An 18,758-nucleotide genomic window follows, 5' to 3' on the forward strand; every position below is an offset into this window, starting at 1 on the left:
GGATTTGTTGCGCTAACTCAATACTGGCGACTGTCCTGCGCATATTGCAGGTAATTGGGGGGCAACGAAAAACCGGCGCCATATCTTGCCTGCAATTCGGCCGCCCTGACGGCGAACTGTGCTGGCCCGACATGATTGATGAATTGCACGGCACCACCGGTCCAGGCAGGGAAGCCGATGCCGAAGATAGAACCGATATTGGCATCCCGGCTTGATTCCAGCACGCCTTCATCCAGACAGTGCAGGGTTTCCAGGGCTTGCCGGTACAGGAAGCGGTCTTGCAGATCGGCGTAAGGTAACTTGATTTGTGGCTTGCCAAACAGCGCTCCCAGTTCTGGCCACAGGTATTTTTTGCTGCCATCAGTGGGATATTCATAGAAGCCGATACCGGCAGCCTTGCCGGCACGCTGATGCTGATCCAGCATGATGTCAATGATGGCGGAAGATGCCGGTGCTTGCCAGACCTTGCCCTCGGCTTCCATGTCGGCCCTGGTTTGCTGCGCGACATGGCGCGACAGGCTCAGCGAAACTTCATCCTGTACCGCCAGTGGCCCCACTGGCATGCCGACAGACAGGGCAGCATTTTCTATCAGTGCAGCAGGCAGGCCTTCTGCCAGCATGCTCAGACCTTCGTTGACAAAACTGGCAAACACACGGCTGGTGAAAAAGCCCCGGGCATCATTCACAACAATGGGTGTCTTGCCGATCTGTAGCGCGTAATCATAGGCCAGCGCCAGCGTTGCGGCATTGGTCTGCTTGCCTTTGATGATTTCGACCAGTTGCATTTTCTCAACCGGTGAAAAGAAATGCAGGCCGATAAACCGCTCTGGGTGGCGTATCGCCGTGGCCAGACCTGAGATAGGCAGGGTAGAGGTGTTGCTTGCCAGGACGCCGCTGTTGGTCAGCCAGGTTTCTGCTTCGCTGCTGACGCTGGCCTTCAGTTCGCGGTTTTCAAAGACGGCTTCGATGATCAGTTCGCAGCCAGCAAATTGACTGGCCTGATCAGTAGTCTGTATGCGTCCGAGTTGTGCTTGGGCCTGCTCTGCGGATAAGCCGCCCTGGCTGACTTTCTTGCCAAGTTTGTCGGCGATAGCTGCCTTGCCTTGCTGCGCCTTGTCGGCCGTCTGGTCTTTCAGCACCACCTGTATGCCACGTGCCGCACTGACAGAGGCAATGCCTGCACCCATCATGCCGGCACCAATGATGCCCAGTCGCTTGATTTTTGCTTTGGGTATATCTGGCGGACGGCTTTTGCCGCTGGCGATGTCCTGCATCTGAAAGAACAGAGTGCCTATCATATTCCTGGAAACCTGGCCGGTCACCAGGTGGGTGAAGTAACGTGCCTCTATTTTCAGTGCATTCTCCATGTCGACTTGTGCACCTTCCACCATGGCAGCAAGTATGGCTTCTGGCGCAGGATAATTGCCACGGGTTTTTTCGCGCAACATGGCCGGGGCCACCATGATCATGGGCACTAGTGCAGGGGAGTTGGGTGTGCCGCCCGGTATTTTATAAGCGGGGCCATCCCAGATTTGTTGGGTTTGCGGGTTGGCCAGTATCCATGCATGTGCCTGTTGCAGCATGTCTGCCTGGCTGCTGGCGAGAGCATGTACAAAACCGGCCTTCAGCGCACCTGCCGGGGAAACCTGTTTGCCTTCCAGCAGATATGGCATGGCTGCCTGCAAGCCCAGCATACGCACGCTGCGCACGACCCCGCCAGCACCGGGCAGCAAGCCCAGTGTCACTTCAGGGAAGCCGATTTTTGCCTTGGGATTGTCCAGCGCAATGCGGTAATGGCAGGCCAGTGCCAGTTCAAGGCCTCCGCCCAGCGCACTGCCATTGATGGCCGCTACCACAGGCTTGCCCAGTTTTTCAAGGCGGCGCAGTACGGCATGGTTTTGTTCAAGCATGGCAAAACAGGATGCCGCATCTTGTATGCGGATGAGTTCACGCAAATCGCCACCGGCAAAGAAACTGTCCTTGCCAGAACTGATGATAACGCCCGTGATCTGTTCTTTTTCTTCTTCCAGCCGTGTTACTGCGGACGCCAGTGATGCCCGGAAGGCGGCATTCATGGTGTTGACTGACAGATCAGCCATGTCGATCCAGAGCGTGACGATCTGATTCGCATCTTTGCTGTAATTGATCATGATGGTTGCTTTTTCAGGATGGTTAGAGGCGTTCTATGATGGTGGCAATGCCCATGCCGCCGCCAACACATAGCGTGATGAGTCCGCGCTTCAAGCGACGTGCCTCCAGTTCATCGATCAGATTCCCCAGCAACATACAACCAGTTGCTCCCAGAGGGTGGCCCAGGGCGATCGAACCGCCATTCACATTAACCTTTTCTTCCGGCACATGCAGATCTTTCATGAACTTCATGACGACGGCGGCAAAGGCTTCATTGACTTCGAACAAATCGATATCTTCTATGCGCAGGCCAGCTTTGGTCAGTGCTTTTAAGGTGGCAGGGCCGGGGCCCGTCAGCATGATGGTCGGGTCAGTGCCAGTGACAGCTGTGGCTACTATGCGTGCACGTGGTGGCAGACCCAGGCGTTTACCCATGCTCTCACTGCCTATCAGTGCCAGTGCTGCACCATCGACGATGCCGGAAGAATTGCCCGCCGTGTGTACATGCTGTATGCGTTGAACTTGCGGATATTTGCGTATGGCCACGCTGTCAAACCCCATCTTGCCCGGCATCTCGAAAGAAGGTTTCAGTGCTGCCAGTGCGGCCATGCTGGATTGCGGTTTGATGAATTCATCTTCCGCCAGAATCACCAGGCCATTCAGGTCACGCACCGGACGCAGCGATGTGAAGCGTCCTGCTGCTCTGGCAGTTGCGGCTTTTTGTTGCGAGCGCAAGGCAAAGGCATCCACATCATCACGACTGAAGCCCTCTAGCGTGGCGATCAGGTCGGCCCCTATGCCTTGCGGCAAAAAATCGGTTTGCAGGCTGGTCTGCGGGTCTGCCGCCAAGGCGCCGCCATCCGAGCCCATAGGCACGCGCGACATGGATTCGACACCACCTGCGACCACCAGGTCTTCCCAACCAGAACGTACTTTTTGTGCAGCCAGGTTAACTGCTTCCAGGCCCGACGCGCAAAAGCGGTTTAGCTGCACGCCGGCCACCTGCCAATCCCAGCCCGCAGCCAGGGCGGCGGTCTTGGCAATATCCGCACCCTGGTCACCGATGGGTGTTACGCAGCCAAGCACCACATCGTCGATCAGTGCCGTGTCCAGCGCCAGACGCTGCTGCATGTCCTGCATCAGTCCGGATAACAGGGATACGGGTTTGACGCTGTGCAGCGAACCATCCTTTTTTCCTTTGCCGCGTGGGGTACGCGGGGCATCAAAAAGATAGGCTTCAGTCATTTCATTCTCCGTTGTAGGTGGGACGTGTCCGGTTTTTCTTGGCATGAAGTGTAGGATGATACAATTATTAAATCAAATGCTTGATTAAATTAATTTTAAGACTATGAAGATGGAATTGATGCCGCACGGCAATTTTTATCAGCTTGTAAGCTCAGTGCGGTGCATTGATTCGTAGTACGCCGTTCAAGAAAATCTCACAGGACTGGATAACCATGACGCAAAACATTCTGGCTAAGCCTGAATTTCAAGACATGCTGAAAATTGTCATTGAAGAAAAAATCCCATTTTGTCATTTGCTGGGCATGAAGCTTGACAGTTTCGATCCCGATGCGCCGCAACTGGGCATAGACATGCGTGAGCAATTGCTGGGCAACTTTGCCCAGGGCATGTTGCATGGCGGTGTGATTGCTTCTGTGCTGGACAGCGTGGCAGGCTTTGCCATCCTGCTGAAAATGGCGCAATTAAGCCCGCAGGATGATGTGCCCGCGCAAATCAGGGAATTTGGCAAGATGAGTACCATAGACCTGCGCATCGATTATCTGCAACCGGGGCGCGGCAAACGCTTTGTTGCCACAGCCGAAGTCACCCGTCTGGGTAAGCGCGTCGCCAATGTATTGATGGATTTACGCAACGAAAAAGGCGAGCGCATCGCTACTGGTGCCGCAGCCTTCATGCTACATGGTCGCGCCTGATTGCCTTTCTGCGACATTCTTACTACGATGAAAGGAGCAGCCAGAATATAAAACACCAGTGGAGGTTGACATGAGCATACGTCTGGAAAAAGCCAATGGATTGGCGACCATGATATTCGACAATCCGGATAGCATGAATGTGATGGGCGTCAGCGAGATACGCAGCCTGAACCGGCTGACGGAAGATCTGGCAGACGACCACAGTATACGCGTCGTCATTATCCGTGCCGAAGGCAAGGTGTTTGGGGCAGGGGGCGATATTTCCAGTTTTCGCCCTGGCGATCCGGCTTCGCCAGAAACCATACGCGAAATTGGTGCTGAATTGAATCAGGCCATTTTGCGACTGCACAAATTACCAGCCATCGTGATTGCTTCCGTTCATGGCGCCATCGCTGGTGGCAGCATGGGAACCATGAACGCGGCTGACCTGGTGGTGGCTGCCAAGGGTACGCGTTTCAATATGGCCTATGCAAAAATCGGTGCCAGCCCCGATGTGGGTAACACCTGGTTTTTGCCACGGCTGGTGGGCAACCGCAAAGCGCTTGAATGGTTGCTGTTTTCAGAAAATTTTGATGCCGATGAAGCGCTGGCATTTGGGCTCATCAATCTGGTGGTGCCACCTGAACAATTGAAAGACGTGACAGAAAAACTGGCGCTGCGTCTATTGCGTGGCCCACATGAAACCTATGCCCGTATGAAGCGCCTGATTTACCAGTCAGAATCAACCTCGCTGGAACAGCAGGTCACGGATGAAATTGAAGCATTTGCCTCGGTGACCATGACCCCAGACTTTGCCGAAGGCGTTTCTGCATTTTTGGGTAAGCGTGCGGCACATTTTGGCAGCAAGCTAAATTAAGCAGCAATTTGAGAGGTAGTTGGAAGTGCAGGCCGTGAAAGCCAAGGTCAAAGCAGAAAACTGTGCTTAAAACCACTGATTTTCTGTGGCGCAGCATAAAAAATTGAAGTTTCCGTCATGACTACGTGTTTTATTTTACTTTTTCATGAAATTCTGCGTATAATCATTCGGTCGTTGAGATTCAAAGTGGTAGTGCAGTATCAGTCTGTCATTTCTTACTTGGTTGAAACGATCTATCGGGCATATGCCCACATTAACTGAAATAGGAAATTGTAATGGCAACAGGTATTGTTAAATGGTTCAATGATTCAAAAGGTTTCGGCTTCATCACTCCAGATGAAGGCGGTGAAGATCTGTTTGCTCATTTCTCCGCTATCCAATCTAACGGCTTCAAATCTTTGAAAGAAAACCAACGCGTTTCTTTCGAAGTAACTACAGGCCCTAAAGGCAAGCAAGCTTCCAACATCCAGGCAATCTAATTGCTGAAATGTTAGTTTAGTTTTGCGATAAAAGATCCCCGATTCGTCGGGGATTTTTTTTTCGTCAAATTTTGCAAAAGTTTTGTCCACGCACAAAAAAGTCGCGCACAAGTTGTAAACTTATTTATACTCGAACAGCGATGTATGCGCTAAAGTTGTCCCTTATCAACATTCGAAATGAGAATCTTTGTATTCTTGTGCTCAACTGAATCTGGAAGTAAAAAAGGGAGAAGTCACAATGTTCAATCTGACAATCAGATTAAGACTGATAGGTGCAATGGCCTTCATGGCAGTCATGCTGGTCATAGGTGGTTTGATGGGGGTTTATGGCGTCAGGAGCAGCAACGCCGTCATCAAGGAAATATTCACTAATCAACTGCCTTCGGTTGAAGCTTTAGGTCAATCCCGGGTCCTTATCCTGCGTGCACGCACCTCTCTTGACCGCGCCATTGCCCACCCTGAGGCCTCTGATACAGCTGAAACGATCAAAAAATCGGAGGAATTTCTGAGCCAGTCAGATGTCTATTGGAAGAAATACCTCTCGTTGCCGCAAGATGCTGAAGAAAAGAAAATCTCGGACGAAGTCTCTGCCTTAAGAGATAAATACATCAAGGATGCCCATGCACCCATGCTGAATGCCATCAAGGCCGGCAACAAGGATGAGGCAGACAATCTGAACATGAAAATTGTCCCGCCGGCCTACAGCGCCTATTCGGACAAGATTGCCAAACTGAGTGATTATCAGTTCACTGGCGCAGCCGAATCATTGAAAGAAAGCGAGCAGGCATTCAACACCTTTGTCTGGGTCGATGCCATTGGTGTGGTCGGTGGACTGGTTGCTGTATTTGTGTCGGCTTATTTCTTGCTGGCAGCTATTTCTCATCCGCTCAAGCAAGCGATTTCCCAGTTTGAAGCCATCGGTAATGGCGATCTGACACAGCAATTGAAACCTTCTTCTCGTGATGAAATGGGGCAGCTTGTATCCGCATTGGAAAACATGCGCCAAAGCCTGATGCAGACGGTGATGATGGTGCGTCAATCAAGTGGCTCTATCGCTGTCTCTTCAGAAGAAATCGCTACCGGCAATATGGACTTGTCCAGCCGCACTGAACAACAGGCAGCCAGCCTCGAGGAAACCGCTTCTTCGATGGAAGAACTGACTTCCACCGTCCAGCAAAATGCCGACAATGCACGTCAGGCCAATACCCTGGCATCCAACGCATCAGAAGTCGCCAGCAAGGGCGGGCAGGTGGTGGGGGATGTGGTCCACACCATGTCGTCGATCAAGGAAAGCTCGAAGAAAATTGTCGACATCATCGGCGTCATTGATGGCATCGCCTTCCAGACCAATATCCTGGCCCTGAATGCCGCCGTCGAAGCAGCACGTGCGGGTGAGCAGGGACGTGGTTTTGCCGTGGTGGCAACTGAGGTGCGTAACCTGGCACAACGCTCTGCCAATGCCGCGAAAGAAATCAAGGAACTGATCAGCAACTCTGTCGACAAGGTGGAAATCGGTTCCCGCCTGGTAGATGATGCAGGCAAAACCATGGACGAGATTGTCGTATCCATTAAAAACGTGGCCGACATCATGGCTGAAATTACCTCTGCCAGCGCCGAACAAAGAGACGGCATTAACCAAGTCAGCCAGGCCATCACCAAGATGGATGAAGCCACGCAGCAAAATGCCGCCCTGGTGGAACAGGCCGCCGCAGCCGCCAGCAGCATGCGCGACCAGGCCAGCAACCTTAATCATGCGGTCAGTATTTTCAAGCTGGATGCCAATGACAATGCCGCCGCTGCCAAACCAGCAGCGATCGCCCCAGCTCGGGCAGTCGTAAAAGAAAATCCACTGGCCAAGCGCCCGGCAGTCAAATCACTGCCGGCAAGTAAGCCAGAAAAGACGATCAAAAAAGCCCCGTCTGCGGCGCAAGATGATTGGGAAGAGTTTTAATTGAGCCTGTAAATTGAACCTTTAATTTACGCGTTTTTTTGCAAATATCTGGTGAGTGCCGGTGCGCTCGCCAGATATTTTTGCTTATCGATTAGATATGCGTTGCAAAGGCGCTATGGTGTTCCTTGGTATTGCCTGTTATTGCCTGGTATTGCCTGGCATATCAAACCAACTATGATGCAGGCTGCGCAACATTCACCATCCACGACACACCAAAGCGGTCTGTAAGCATGCCGGACAGCGAGGTCCAGAAGGTTTTGGTCAAGGGCATCTGCACGTTGCCGCCATTGCTTAGTGCAGCGAACAATTGCCGGGCTTCGCTGTCATCCCTGGCTTCCAGGTTCAGCGTGATGCCTTTGATGTCAGGCTGGGCCAGGGTTTCAATGCCGTCAGTTGCCATCAGTATGGTGTCACCTATGCGAAACGAGGCATGCATGATTTTTTCCGGATCGGATGAGAAGGTGCGCATGGCCGGGTCGGGGCTGTCTTTCCAGCGCAACATGACTTGTACCTCTGCGCCAATGGCTGCCTGATAAAACTGTATTGCTGCTTCGCTATGGCCGCCAAAGGCCAGGATGGTCTGGATTTGCATGGGGTTTCCTCAAGGTGGGTTCTGCTTACAGTATCAATTCCATAAACCGCCAGCGTGGGTGCAGTACTGCTGGTACTTCTGCACCTTCATACGGCTGGCAATCCTTAAAACCGGCAGCTTCGTAAAGCCTGTGGGCTGCATGCATAAAAGGGGCGCTGTCCAGACGGACACATTCATAGCCCTGACTGCCTACATCGCTGAGCAGGCGTTGCAAAAGAGCATCGCCCAGGTGCAGTCCACGAAAAGCTGGCAGCACAAACAGGCGCTTGATCTCGGCCACGCCTGCCTGTATCTCGCGCCTGCCACCCATGGCAGCAATCTGGCCATCTGCCTCCAGCAGATAAAACATGCCATTCAGTGTATCTGCGCCACAGATTTTGTCCAGCGCACCAGCGACATAATCTGCAAGCGGCATGCCAAGTAAATCTTCAGTGGCAATGCCAAAATCCTGCTGGATGTGTGCCGCTACCCAGCTCATGTATTCAAGATTCATGGCGAGTAGCACATCTTTGTGCTGGACAATATCTGCCCGGATGAAAGTAATTGTTGTCAAAACACTGACTCCATATTGGGTAAGCACATCTATTGTAAAGGCAGGTTCTACAGATACGGGACAGTTTTGCACTACAATGCGCATTGACGGGGTGACATCCCCGCATGATGACACTTATAAACTCATTATTTTTTATGAAATGAGTTCGAGTGTAACGCGCTATACAGAATTTCTTTTTTTCCTTCTCCAATTTACCCATGACTTTTGAATCCTTAGGCCTGATCCCGGAACTTTTGCAAGCGGTTGCCGCACGCCAGTATGAGACACCGACTGCGGTGCAGACTGAGGCTATTCCGGCAGTATTGGCTGGCGAGGATGTCATGGCACTGGCACAAACTGGCTCGGGTAAAACGGCTGCCTTTGCTCTGCCGTTATTACAGCGTATGCAGCAAGAGGCAGAAGAAAGCAATAAAGACAGCAATAAGGCACGTAAAGTCAACGTCCTGGTGCTGGTACCTACCCGTGAATTATCCGGGCAGGTAGGCCAAACTATCGAGGCTTTGGCAGCACATTTGCCAAACAAGTTGAAGGTAGCCGTGATTTATGGCGGTGCCTCTATCAACCCGCAGATGATGCATTTGCGGGGTGGGGCAGATATCGTCATCAGCACGCCGGGGCGCTTGCTGGATTTGCTGGATAACAATGCCCTGTCTTTAAAAGACGTGACCACACTGGTGCTGGATGAAGCAGACCGCCTGCTGGACCTGGGCTTTGCCGATGAAATCAAACGTATCCTTGAGCAGTTACCTGCTAAACGACAGAACCTGTTTTTCTCAGCCACGTTCTCACCGGCAGTCAAAAAACTGGCACTGGCATTGCTGCATGAACCCAGGCGCATTGCGATTGCCGACCTGGCTGAAAACTTGCCTGATATCGCACAAAGGACGATAGCAGTTGATGGTGACAAGCGCACCCGCCTGCTGGTTCATCTGATCAAAGATCAGCAATGGGAACGCGTGCTGGTCTTTGTCGCCACCAAATATGCGAGTGACACAGTCAGCAATAAATTGAAAAAAGCAGGTATCAAGGCCGAGGCATTTAACGGCGATGCCAGTCAGGGCGCGCGCCAGCACATGCTGACAGACTTCAAGGCAAACCGCATACAGGTACTGGTTGCCACTGACCTGGCAGCCCGTGGTATCGATATTGCCGGTTTGCCTGCGGTTATTAATTATGATTTGCCACGCTCGGCGGATGATTACCTCCACCGCATAGGCCGCACGGGCCGCGCTGGCGCGAGTGGCGTGGCGATCAGTTTTATCTTGGCCGAGCATGAAATGCATTTCCGTCTGATAGAAAAACGCCAGGACAAACGCATACCCCGCGAAACCATCGCCGGTTTTGAACCTGCGGTAATCACATTAGACAAGGCAGAATCCGAAACCAGCACCGATGCACCGACAGGTGGTATCAAGGGCAAGCGTAAAAGCAAGAAAGACAAGCTGCGTGAGCAGGCTGCCAAAAACGGGCAACCTGGCTAAGGTCTGGGTTTATGATATAAATCACGTTCATGATTTATAGTTCACAAAATGGTACGTTTGACCTACGCCTCCACCGGCATCGATCAATAATTTTTCTGAGTCTTGACCTGACTGAGCTCGGATCTGGAGGGCGCATGAGCCCATCAGTCCTTTTGGGTCGGATAAATATTTATATTCAATTCGAGTCCAAATTTTGCAAGTAACCCTACGCATTTAATATCAATGTTGCATGTGTATGCATAGTTGTAGATTATTATATGTAACACAGGGGAAAAACTTTGGAGTAGTTCCGCATTTCCTAAAATTGGCGTCAAAAATTCAATAATCGCTGTATTTATATTTGCGGTAACAGGTAGATCAAACCATACAGCCAACCCTAACCCATGTTCCCGACGATCATCGAAATAGCCACCTAGGTCTAAATCAGGACAATCATTAGGAAAGTGTCCTGTCCAGTTAGGTAAAATCATTTCGATTTTAATTTTACGTGTGTCTAACGAATTCGATTCCATCAAAAACTCCCAATTCATTTTAACCTGAATTTCTCCTGAAATTTAGCTCCCCAAAGGCGGCGTAAAATAAACCTAACTTTGGAAAGATAAATGATGAACAGGATACCAAAAAAGCTTATACGACCGAGTTCAAAGAATTGGCTGTCAAACTTTCCGGAAGAATTTATACAGATTTTCACAGGCTTGCTGGCAACAGTAAAACATTCCTCTCAAAAATAGCACACACAGCTTCGCGATCAATATCTTTTGGTACGATGCTGTCCTGGTTTCTCGCTAATTGATGCAAGACAGTATAAATCGCCCAGTCAACTTGAATGAGCAAATCATTTTGATCAAGGGCAAATATTTTGCGTTCTATTTTCTCATGCGTTGATGTCAAAATAGGGATATTCGCCCCACCATTTTTGTGGTGCTTTTTCTCAGACGTGTCTAGAGTTTCTGGCCATAGCGAAATAACCTCGTCAAACAGTTCATTAAATTTTTTTGTCATCTACAATTCCCATCTGGCCTAAATGATTCATGGTCTCTTTTGTGTCTTTATTTCGCTTATTTCTCCATCTTTTCCATTTACTTCCGGCGTGCTGATCTTTGTCTTTACTTCAACTAGAACCATCACTGATATTTATCAAATCACCTTTTTCTTCACCGCGAGCAGGTCTAAAATTTCAGGTTTATTCTGTCTCCACCTAGCCTTATTCTCATGGCCTTGATCTGGCTTACTCAATTTACTCAATCCCTTGGTTTCGATATAAATATGTGAGCGCTGTTAGCGCCAGAAAAATAAAAGTGGAATCACGATTTCTTCCAGTAATTCGGCTGGCTGTAGGCATGCCGCAGGAAGTCGATGAAGGCACGTATGCGCAGGGGCAGGTGGCGGCGCTGGGCGAATATGGCGTAGATATCGTTGCCTGGTGCATTGAATTCATCCAGTACGGTGACCAGTTTGCCGCTTTCAATTTCTGCCCCCACTTCCCACATCGAGCGCCAGGCCAGACCCTTGCCTGACAGCGCCCAGTCATGCAGGACCTCGCCATCATTGCAGACCATATTGCCTTCCACCTTCAGCGTGACATTCTTGCCGTTCTGGCGAAAGGTCCAGCCACGCTGGCTGCCATCGGCGCTGAAAGCCAGGCAGTTATGCTTGCTGAGTTCGTCCAGCGTCTGTGGTGTGCCATGACGCTTGATGTAAGCAGGTGAGGCAACTACCACGCGCTTGTTGTCCGCCAGTTTGACGCCGATGAGGTTGGAATCGGTCAGGGCGGCGATGCGTATCGCCACGTCTATACCTTCACCGATCAGGTCCACCACACGGTCATTCAGGCTCAGCGTCAGTTTGACATCGCGATGCTCGCTCAGGAAAGATGGCATCAGTGGCGCCACATGCTGCCGGCCAAAACCTGCTGGGGCTGAAATTGTCAGCGTGCCGCTGGCGCGGGCGCTACGTTCAGACACGGCGCCCTCTGCTGCTTCCAGGTCAGCCAGTATGCGCTGGCAATCTTCCAGAAAGGCTTCGCCTTCATTGGTCAGCGCCAGCTTGCGGGTGGTACGCTGCAAGAGCTTGACGCCCAGGCGTTCTTCCAGCGCATCCAGGCGACGGCCTATCATGGCGGGGGCGACGCCTTCGGCCCTTGCTGCGGCTGACAGGCTGCCGCGTGTTGCCACTTCGGCAAAAGTCGAGATTTGTTTGAACTGATCCATGGCAACCTGGCTGGTTAATCTTCCATTTGCAACTAAAATGAAAAGATGTAGTGATGAAATTCGATGATTATGTGATTTTATATTGAATATACTGCATTCATGTTATTTGAATTCAAAATTTTGAAACCTCACTTTTGATGCATTTTTAATACCCTGACCATACAGTCCTGAAATCATGCCCATATCAGCCATCGCTTTTGACGCTTACGGTACCCTGTTCGATGTGTATTCCATCAGTGAACAGGCAGACAAGCTGTTTCCCGGCAAGGGGCGGCTGTTGGCAGAATTATGGCGTGATAAGCAGATTGAATACACACGTCTGCGTACCATGTGCAGCATGTACAAGCCATTTTGGGAAGTGACGCAGGATGCCTTGATTTTCTGTTGCCAGAAGCTGGGGCTGGAACTGAGTCTGGATGCACAAAATACCCTGATGGGCCAGTATGCGCGCCTGCAAGCCTTCCCTGAAAACCTGCCCGTACTGCAAGATTTGCACAAGCAGGGTTTGAAGATGTCGATTTTATCGAACGGTAATCTGCACATGCTACAGTCAGCTGTTGATGCGGCTGGCATGCAGGGCCTGTTCAGTCATTTGCTGTCGGTTGAGGTCGTCAAAAAATTCAAGACTGCGCCCGAAGCCTACCAAATGGCACCTGATGTATTTGGTGTGCCGGCCAAGAATATCCTGTTTGTATCCAGTAATTGCTGGGATGCCTGTTGCGCCACCTGGTTTGGTTACACCACATTCTGGGTCAACCGGCAAAATGCGCCGCTGGAACAGTTGGGCGTCACGCCGCATGGCGAAGGGCGCAGCCTGCAAGACCTGATCGCGTTTGTTGAAAAACACCGCCACTGATTTCGTTTTACATTATTTTTTCTGGAGACCATCATGACACAACTGACTTTACCTGAAGGCATGCAAATTACTGGCGAAATCAAGCCAGGCTTTGCCGAGATTCTGACACCTGAAGCACTGGCCCTGGTTGCCAAACTGAGTCGCGCATTTGAACCGCGCCGCCAGGAATTGCTGGCTGCTCGCGTGGAACGTGCCAAACGCCTGGATGCTGGCGAGACACCAGACTTTTTGCCAGAAACCCTGCATATCCGCGAAGGCGACTGGAAAATTGCGCCTATCCCCAAAGCACTGGAATGCCGCCGTGTAGAAATCACCGGCCCGGTAGAACGCAAGATGGTCATCAACGCCTTTAACTCAGGCGCTGACAGTTACATGACAGATTTCGAAGATTCCAATACCCCGAACTGGGACAATCAGATCACCGGCCAGATCAATATGCGTGACGCCGTGCGCCGCACTATCAGCCTGGAACAAAACGGCAAGTCCTACAAACTGAATGACAAGATCGCCACCCTGGTCGTGCGTCCACGCGGCTGGCATCTGGATGAAAAACATGTACTGGTTGATGGCAAGCGCATCTCTGGCGGCATCTTTGATTTTGCCCTGTTCCTGTTCCATAACGCCAAAGAGCAACTGGCGCGCGGCGCTGGCCCTTATTTCTACCTGCCGAAGATGGAATCCCATCTGGAAGCACGTTTGTGGAATGATATTTTCGTCATGGCACAAAATGAAACCGGCCTGGCGCAAGGCACCATCAAGGCCACAGTGCTGATCGAAACCATCGTCGCTGCTTTCGAGATGGATGAGATTCTGTATGAACTGCGTGAGCATAGCTCTGGCCTGAACGCCGGTCGCTGGGATTATATTTTCTCTTGCATCAAAAAATTCAAGAACGATAAAGATTTCTGTCTGGCAGACCGTGCCAAGGTCACCATGACGGCGCCTTTCATGCGCTCATATGCCTTGCTGTTGCTGAAAACCTGCCACAAGCGTAATGCACCGGCCATCGGCGGTATGGCAGCACTGATCCCTATCAAGAACGATCCTGAGAAAAACGAAATCGCCATGGGCGGTGTACGTAATGACAAAGCCCGTGATGCCACGGATGGTTACGATGGCGGTTGGGTTGCACATCCAGGCCTGGTTGAACTGGCCATGACAGAATTCAAAAAGGTCCTGGGCGACGCACCGAACCAGATTTCCAAACAGCGCCCGGATATCGAAGTCAGCGCCAAGGACTTGCTGAACTTCCAGCCAGAAACACCAATCACCGAAGCAGGCCTGCGTTACAACATCAACGTTGGTATTCATTACCTGGGGGCATGGCTGGCTGGCAATGGTTGCGTGCCTATCCATAACCTGATGGAAGATGCGGCAACGGCAGAAATCAGCCGTTCCCAGGTCTGGCAATGGATACGCTCGGCCAAAGGTAATCTGGAAGACGGCCGCAAGGTCACTGCCGACATGGTGCGTGCCATGATTCCGGAAGAACTGGTCAAGGTCAAGGAAGTCGCTGGCACAGGTGCAACTTATGACCGCGCAGCGCAAATTTTTGAAGAGATGTCGACTTCAGAAAATTTTGCTGAATTTTTGACTCTGCCTTTGTATGAAGAGATCTGATCATCATAAATAGAATGCTGGCCTGATAGTGGCAGATTAAAAAACGCGGACTAGTTTATAGCTGGTCCGCGTTTTTATTTTGTCGCTTGTGCCTGTCAGTCGGCAAAGCGCTGTTGCAGATCGGGCGTAGCGGGGCCGGTGCTGCCGCTGCTGCTGCCGTCCAGCGCTTCAGATAGCAATTGTTCTGCCTGTTGATAGCAGCATTGATACACAGCGCGGCACAACTGATAGGCCTTGCTGCCAGCCCAGTCAGCCGGGCGTAATTCTGTCGGCAGGTGCGGATCATGCAATTGCGTGCGACGGAAATTGTGGATCAGCAGACTGCGTATGACGAAGGCGGCAGGTGCTTGCAAATCCTGGTTGCTGATTAATTTCAACAGAGGGGAAAAGTTGTCGATGAATTTCTGGTAGCTGGCATTGACTTCATCCAGTTGCCAGTGTGACTTGATCAGTGAATGCAGGGGCAGGCCGAGTAACTGTTCATCATCCCTGGCGCTACAGATCAGCAATTGATTGCGGTAACCTGTGCGATCCAGAATGTCCTGCAAGGCCACACTGTCTGCCTGTGGGTGAGCAAAGACGCCGGTATTGATCTGGCGGAAGCCTTCCCAGCTTAATTCTTTCTTCAACTGGTTTTTATTGCCGGTGCCTGCATCGCTATTACTGGCAATCAGTAGCGTCCAGTGTTTGTCCCAGACTGGTGATTGCTGTGTGTACACCCTTTTATACGCATGCTGGAAGCGGGCATAAGTGGCCGTTGCCAGTTGATAGCTGCTGCGACGGCCATCGCGCTGCGCTTCCAGCCAACCTTCGTCAGTCAGTCTGAAGACGCTGGTGCGCACCAGGCGGTCACTGATGCCGAAATGGCCCATCAGCGTGATCAGCTCCCCCAGCCAGATACTGCCGCCATGCGGCGCGATGGCATCGCCAAACACCGTCATCACCAATGATTTGGCGCGTGGCGGATCCCTGGCGATGCTTAGTTCTATCCAGTCCTGGATTTTTGCTTCATTTCGCATACGATACTTTTAGGTTAGAGCCCAGATGATGTCAGACAGATTTTACCCAAGCCTGGCTCTGCACACGCAGATTTACATCCTGCTATTGTCATGGGGAAATGCCTGTTTAAATTAAATGATACAAAAAAACACTAACGTCAATAAAAACTGTATCATATAATTTGTTTGAGGCAGATCAAGTTTTTGTATCTTTACAAAGTACTCAGAAGGGGATGTTGTCATGTATGCACAATTAGTGGAAACAGGTCTTTCAAAAGTCCGCACGTCCGAAGAATTAAGTGATGCAGAGCGCGCCTTCCAGGACAGAATCGATGCCGGTATCCGCATTGAAGCCAAAGACTGGATGCCTGATGCCTATAGAAAAACCCTTATAAGGCAAATTTCGCAGCATGCGCATTCCGAAATCGTCGGTCAGTTGCCTGAAGGGAACTGGGTAACCCGTGCACCTACCCTGAAGCGCAAAGCCATCCTGCTGGCCAAAATCCAGGATGAAGCAGGGCATGGCCTGTACCTGTACAGCGCTGCTGAAACCCTTGGGGTATCACGTGATGAGCTGCTGGCTGACCTGCATTCCGGCAAAGCCAAATATTCGAGCATTTTCAATTACCCAACTCTGAGCTGGGCTGACATGGGTGCCATAGGCTGGCTGGTCGACGGGTCTGCCATCATCAATCAGATACCGCTGTGCCGCTGCTCTTACGGTCCTTATTCACGCGCCATGATACGCGTCTGCAAGGAAGAATCCTTCCATGCGCGCCAGGGTTACGACATCATGATGGCACTGTGCCGTGGCACAGCAGAACAAAAAGCCATGGCGCAGGATGCATTGAATCGTTACTGGTGGCCAGCGCTGATGATGTTTGGCCCCTCAGATGCGGCATCGGTGAACAGCGCGCAATCGGCGCAATGGCGTATCAAGCTTTTTTCGAATGACGAGTTGCGTCAGCGTATGGTCGACCAGACCGTGCCACAAATTGAATATCTGGGCTTGCAACTGCCCGACCCCGCCATCAAGTGGAATGAAGAACGTGGCCATTATGATTTTGGTGACATCAACTGGGATGAGTTTTACCAGGTCTTGAAAGGCAATGGCCCCTGCAACCGTGAACGCCTGCGCACCCGTGTCAAGGCTTATGAAGATGGTGCCTGGTTCCGTGATGCCTTGCAGGCGCATGCAGACAGGCAGCAAGACAATAAAAAAATTGCATAAATAGGACTTACGCAAAACCGCCCCAGCTGCGTTGCAGCGCCTGGCCGTGCTATTCGTACTGTCTTCGTCGCTACGGTGCAGTCGGGGTTTCAGACAACATGTTGTCTGCCGACGTAACGAACCTCCCTTGCTAGGGAGGTTTCCTAAAAGCGATAGCCTTGCTGGGACAATTTTGCGTAAGTCCTAATAAAAATACTGGAGACCGATCATGAGCAAAGAATGGCCCCTGTGGGAAGTATTCATCCGCAGCCAGCACGGTCTGGCGCACAAGCATGTAGGCAGTCTGCATGCACCGGATGCAGAAATGGCGATCAACCATGCGCGCGACGTGTACACGCGCCGCAATGAAGGCGTCAGCATCTGGGTGGCGCGGGCCGGCGATATCTTTGCCAGCAGCCCCGGCGACAAGGATGCCCTGTTTGAACCATCGAACAGCAAGGTCTATCGTCATCCGACTTTCTTCCCCATGCCGGATGAAGTCAAGAATCTTTGATTGAACTGCGTCTATACATCATAGCTAAATAATTCTGGAGAATTGAGATGTCAGAGGATAAGTTCAATCACAAGCACAATGACAAGTTCAGCCATGTTTTGCGCCTGGCTGATCATGCCATTATCTTGAGCCAGCGCCTGTCGCAATGGTGTGGCAAGGGGCCAGCGCTGGAAGAAGACATGGCACTGACTAATGTTGCCCTTGACCTGATAGGCCAGGCCAGGCTCTGGTATAGCTACGCAGCGGAACTGGAAGGCAAGGGCCGTACAGAAGACGATCTGGCATTCTTGCGTGACGCCCACGACTTCCATAATTTCTTGTTGCTCGAACAGCCGAACGGCACTTATGCCGATACCCTGATGCGGCAATTTCTGTTTGATACCTGGCATTACCACTATCTGCATGCATTGCAGCTATCTACCGATCAGCAGATCGCTGCCATTGCAGAAAAATCCCTGAAAGAAGTCACCTACCATTTGCGCCGCAGCAGCGATCTAGTGGTCCGGCTTGGTGATGGTACCGAATTGAGTCAGAAAATGATGCAGGCGGCGCTGGACGAATTGTGGCGCTTCACTGGTGAAATGTTCATGGATGATGATGTTGATGTCGCTATGCATGAAGCAGGTATCGCTCCCTTGCCTTCACAATTGAAGTCAGCCTGGGATATTCATCTGGCTGATGTCATGCATGCTGCCACCTTGCACCTGCCGGATGCCAATAGCTGGATGCAAAAGGGTGGCAAGCAAGGTGTGCATACTGAACACATGGGTTACCTGCTGGCAGAAATGCAGTTCTTGCAGCGTGCCTATCCGGGGGCGCAATGGTAAGCAACGCTACAGCAGATGTGAATTATCCGCCTGCCAGCACAGGGCAGATCTGGCAATGGCTGGGTGAAGTCAGTGACCCGGAAATTCCGGTTATTTCAGTGACGGACCTGGGCATTATCCGTGCGGTAGAATGGCGGGGCACAGAATGTGTGATCACGATTACGCCCACCTATTCTGGTTGCCCGGCCATGGATGTGATTGCCGAGGAAATCGGCAAGGCATTACAGTCGCACGGCATCAACACACCCAGCATCGTGTATCAACTGTCGCCTGCCTGGAATACAGACTGGATGACGGAAGCAGGCAAACAAAAGCTAAGCGGCTATGGTATCGCACCGCCACAGCAACAGGTGGTGGATATCTCATCCATACAACGTTATCGCGAAGTGCAGCCAGCCATTGCTTGCCCACAATGTGGTTCTGTCGATACTCAACTGGTCAGCCAGTTTGGATCAACTGCCTGCAAGGCCCTGTATAAATGTAAGGGTTGTCTGGAACCTTTTGATTACTTCAAACCGCACTGAGCGAATAATAAAAATAAAAG

At 51.3% G+C, this 18,758-nt stretch carries 19 protein-coding genes; 11 read left to right on the forward strand and 8 right to left on the reverse strand.

Translation table 11 applies throughout. The annotated features are described in order from the left end of the window. Positions 1 to 17: 17 nt before the first annotated feature. Positions 18 to 2,150 carry a 3-hydroxyacyl-CoA dehydrogenase NAD-binding domain-containing protein gene (locus ACO0LK_RS04190; protein ID WP_422972493.1) on the reverse strand — a complete coding sequence of 711 codons (2,133 nt, stop codon included), beginning with the start codon at positions 2,148 to 2,150 and terminating at the stop codon, positions 18 to 20. A gap of 22 nt (positions 2,151 to 2,172) precedes the next feature. After that, positions 2,173 to 3,375: an acetyl-CoA C-acetyltransferase gene (locus ACO0LK_RS04195; RefSeq protein ID WP_422972495.1), complete on the reverse strand. Its 1,203-nt coding sequence runs from the start codon at positions 3,373 to 3,375 to the stop codon at positions 2,173 to 2,175. A 212-nt stretch (positions 3,376 to 3,587) separates the two neighbouring features. Between ACO0LK_RS04195 and ACO0LK_RS04200 the strand changes: the two genes are divergently transcribed. The 4 genes from ACO0LK_RS04200 (at position 3,588) to ACO0LK_RS04215 (ending at position 7,353) form a co-directional block, all read left to right on the forward strand. Continuing rightward, positions 3,588 to 4,067, forward strand: coding sequence for a thioesterase family protein (locus tag ACO0LK_RS04200; RefSeq protein WP_422972497.1), 480 nt, complete (start codon positions 3,588 to 3,590; stop codon positions 4,065 to 4,067). A gap of 70 nt (positions 4,068 to 4,137) precedes the next feature. Then, a complete protein-coding gene (locus ACO0LK_RS04205; protein WP_422972499.1) occupies positions 4,138 to 4,923 on the forward strand; it encodes an enoyl-CoA hydratase/isomerase family protein in 786 nt (261 codons plus the stop codon). Positions 4,924 to 5,198: 275 nt separating this feature from the next. Continuing rightward, complete coding sequence (locus tag ACO0LK_RS04210; RefSeq protein ID WP_007878889.1) at positions 5,199 to 5,402, forward strand: cold-shock protein; 204 nt, start codon at positions 5,199 to 5,201, stop codon at positions 5,400 to 5,402. Positions 5,403 to 5,640: 238 nt separating this feature from the next. After that, positions 5,641 to 7,353, forward strand: coding sequence for a methyl-accepting chemotaxis protein (locus ACO0LK_RS04215; RefSeq protein ID WP_422972502.1), 1,713 nt, complete (start codon positions 5,641 to 5,643; stop codon positions 7,351 to 7,353). Positions 7,354 to 7,525: 172 nt separating this feature from the next. Here the strand turns inward: ACO0LK_RS04215 and ACO0LK_RS04220 are convergent, their stop codons facing one another. Then, positions 7,526 to 7,945, reverse strand: coding sequence for a VOC family protein (locus tag ACO0LK_RS04220; protein WP_422972504.1), 420 nt, complete (start codon positions 7,943 to 7,945; stop codon positions 7,526 to 7,528). 25 nt (positions 7,946 to 7,970) lie between these two features. Further along, positions 7,971 to 8,498 carry a GNAT family N-acetyltransferase gene (locus ACO0LK_RS04225; protein ID WP_422972506.1) on the reverse strand — a complete coding sequence of 176 codons (528 nt, stop codon included), beginning with the start codon at positions 8,496 to 8,498 and terminating at the stop codon, positions 7,971 to 7,973. A gap of 197 nt (positions 8,499 to 8,695) precedes the next feature. Here ACO0LK_RS04225 and ACO0LK_RS04230 point away from each other — a divergent pair, with 197 nt between their 5' ends. Then, the gene (locus ACO0LK_RS04230; RefSeq protein ID WP_422972508.1) at positions 8,696 to 9,979 is read left to right on the forward strand and encodes a DEAD/DEAH box helicase; all 1,284 of its coding nucleotides are present in this window, start codon (positions 8,696 to 8,698) and stop codon (positions 9,977 to 9,979) included. 143 nt (positions 9,980 to 10,122) lie between these two features. Here the strand turns inward: ACO0LK_RS04230 and ACO0LK_RS04235 are convergent, their stop codons facing one another. The 3 genes from ACO0LK_RS04235 to ACO0LK_RS04245 all read right to left on the reverse strand — a co-directional run bounded on the left by ACO0LK_RS04235 (position 10,123) and on the right by ACO0LK_RS04245 (position 12,189). Continuing rightward, positions 10,123 to 10,491 (reverse strand): hypothetical protein, encoded by a 369-nt coding sequence (locus ACO0LK_RS04235; RefSeq protein ID WP_422972510.1) that lies wholly within the window; start codon positions 10,489 to 10,491, stop codon positions 10,123 to 10,125. Between the two features lie 175 nt (positions 10,492 to 10,666). After that, positions 10,667 to 10,981: a hypothetical protein gene (locus ACO0LK_RS04240; RefSeq protein ID WP_422972512.1), complete on the reverse strand. Its 315-nt coding sequence runs from the start codon at positions 10,979 to 10,981 to the stop codon at positions 10,667 to 10,669. A 302-nt stretch (positions 10,982 to 11,283) separates the two neighbouring features. After that, positions 11,284 to 12,189, reverse strand: coding sequence for a LysR family transcriptional regulator (locus ACO0LK_RS04245; protein ID WP_422972513.1), 906 nt, complete (start codon positions 12,187 to 12,189; stop codon positions 11,284 to 11,286). A gap of 172 nt (positions 12,190 to 12,361) precedes the next feature. Here ACO0LK_RS04245 and ACO0LK_RS04250 point away from each other — a divergent pair, with 172 nt between their 5' ends. Together ACO0LK_RS04250 and aceB are read left to right on the forward strand one after the other, a co-directional pair. After that, a complete protein-coding gene (locus ACO0LK_RS04250; RefSeq protein ID WP_422973028.1) occupies positions 12,362 to 13,045 on the forward strand; it encodes a haloacid dehalogenase type II in 684 nt (227 codons plus the stop codon). Positions 13,046 to 13,078: 33 nt separating this feature from the next. Continuing rightward, positions 13,079 to 14,665, forward strand: a complete 1,587-nt coding sequence (gene aceB, locus ACO0LK_RS04255) for a malate synthase A (RefSeq protein ID WP_422972515.1) — start codon at positions 13,079 to 13,081, stop codon at positions 14,663 to 14,665. Positions 14,666 to 14,760: 95 nt separating this feature from the next. On the opposite strand, the gene paaX is transcribed toward aceB, so the two are convergent. Then, on the reverse strand, positions 14,761 to 15,684 hold the full coding sequence (paaX, locus tag ACO0LK_RS04260) for a phenylacetic acid degradation operon negative regulatory protein PaaX (protein ID WP_422972517.1): 924 nt from the start codon (positions 15,682 to 15,684) through the stop codon (positions 14,761 to 14,763). A 220-nt stretch (positions 15,685 to 15,904) separates the two neighbouring features. Here paaX and paaA point away from each other — a divergent pair, with 220 nt between their 5' ends. The 4 genes from paaA to paaD all read left to right on the forward strand — a co-directional run bounded on the left by paaA (position 15,905) and on the right by paaD (position 18,738). Next, positions 15,905 to 16,894 carry a 1,2-phenylacetyl-CoA epoxidase subunit PaaA gene (paaA, locus tag ACO0LK_RS04265; RefSeq protein WP_422972519.1) on the forward strand — a complete coding sequence of 330 codons (990 nt, stop codon included), beginning with the start codon at positions 15,905 to 15,907 and terminating at the stop codon, positions 16,892 to 16,894. A gap of 208 nt (positions 16,895 to 17,102) precedes the next feature. Then, entirely contained in the window at positions 17,103 to 17,387 is a 285-nt protein-coding gene (gene paaB / locus ACO0LK_RS04270) for a 1,2-phenylacetyl-CoA epoxidase subunit PaaB (protein WP_422972521.1), read from the forward strand. A gap of 47 nt (positions 17,388 to 17,434) precedes the next feature. Further along, positions 17,435 to 18,214 carry a 1,2-phenylacetyl-CoA epoxidase subunit PaaC gene (paaC, locus tag ACO0LK_RS04275; protein WP_422972523.1) on the forward strand — a complete coding sequence of 260 codons (780 nt, stop codon included), beginning with the start codon at positions 17,435 to 17,437 and terminating at the stop codon, positions 18,212 to 18,214. Next, a complete protein-coding gene (gene paaD, locus ACO0LK_RS04280) occupies positions 18,208 to 18,738 on the forward strand; it encodes a 1,2-phenylacetyl-CoA epoxidase subunit PaaD (protein ID WP_422972525.1) in 531 nt (176 codons plus the stop codon). Before paaC ends, paaD begins: the two co-directional genes overlap by 7 nt. The last annotated feature ends 20 nt before the right edge of the window (positions 18,739 to 18,758 follow it).

This window comes from Undibacterium sp. Ji49W (assembly GCF_049340205.1).
Classification (GTDB): Bacteria; Pseudomonadota; Gammaproteobacteria; order Burkholderiales; family Burkholderiaceae_D; genus Undibacterium.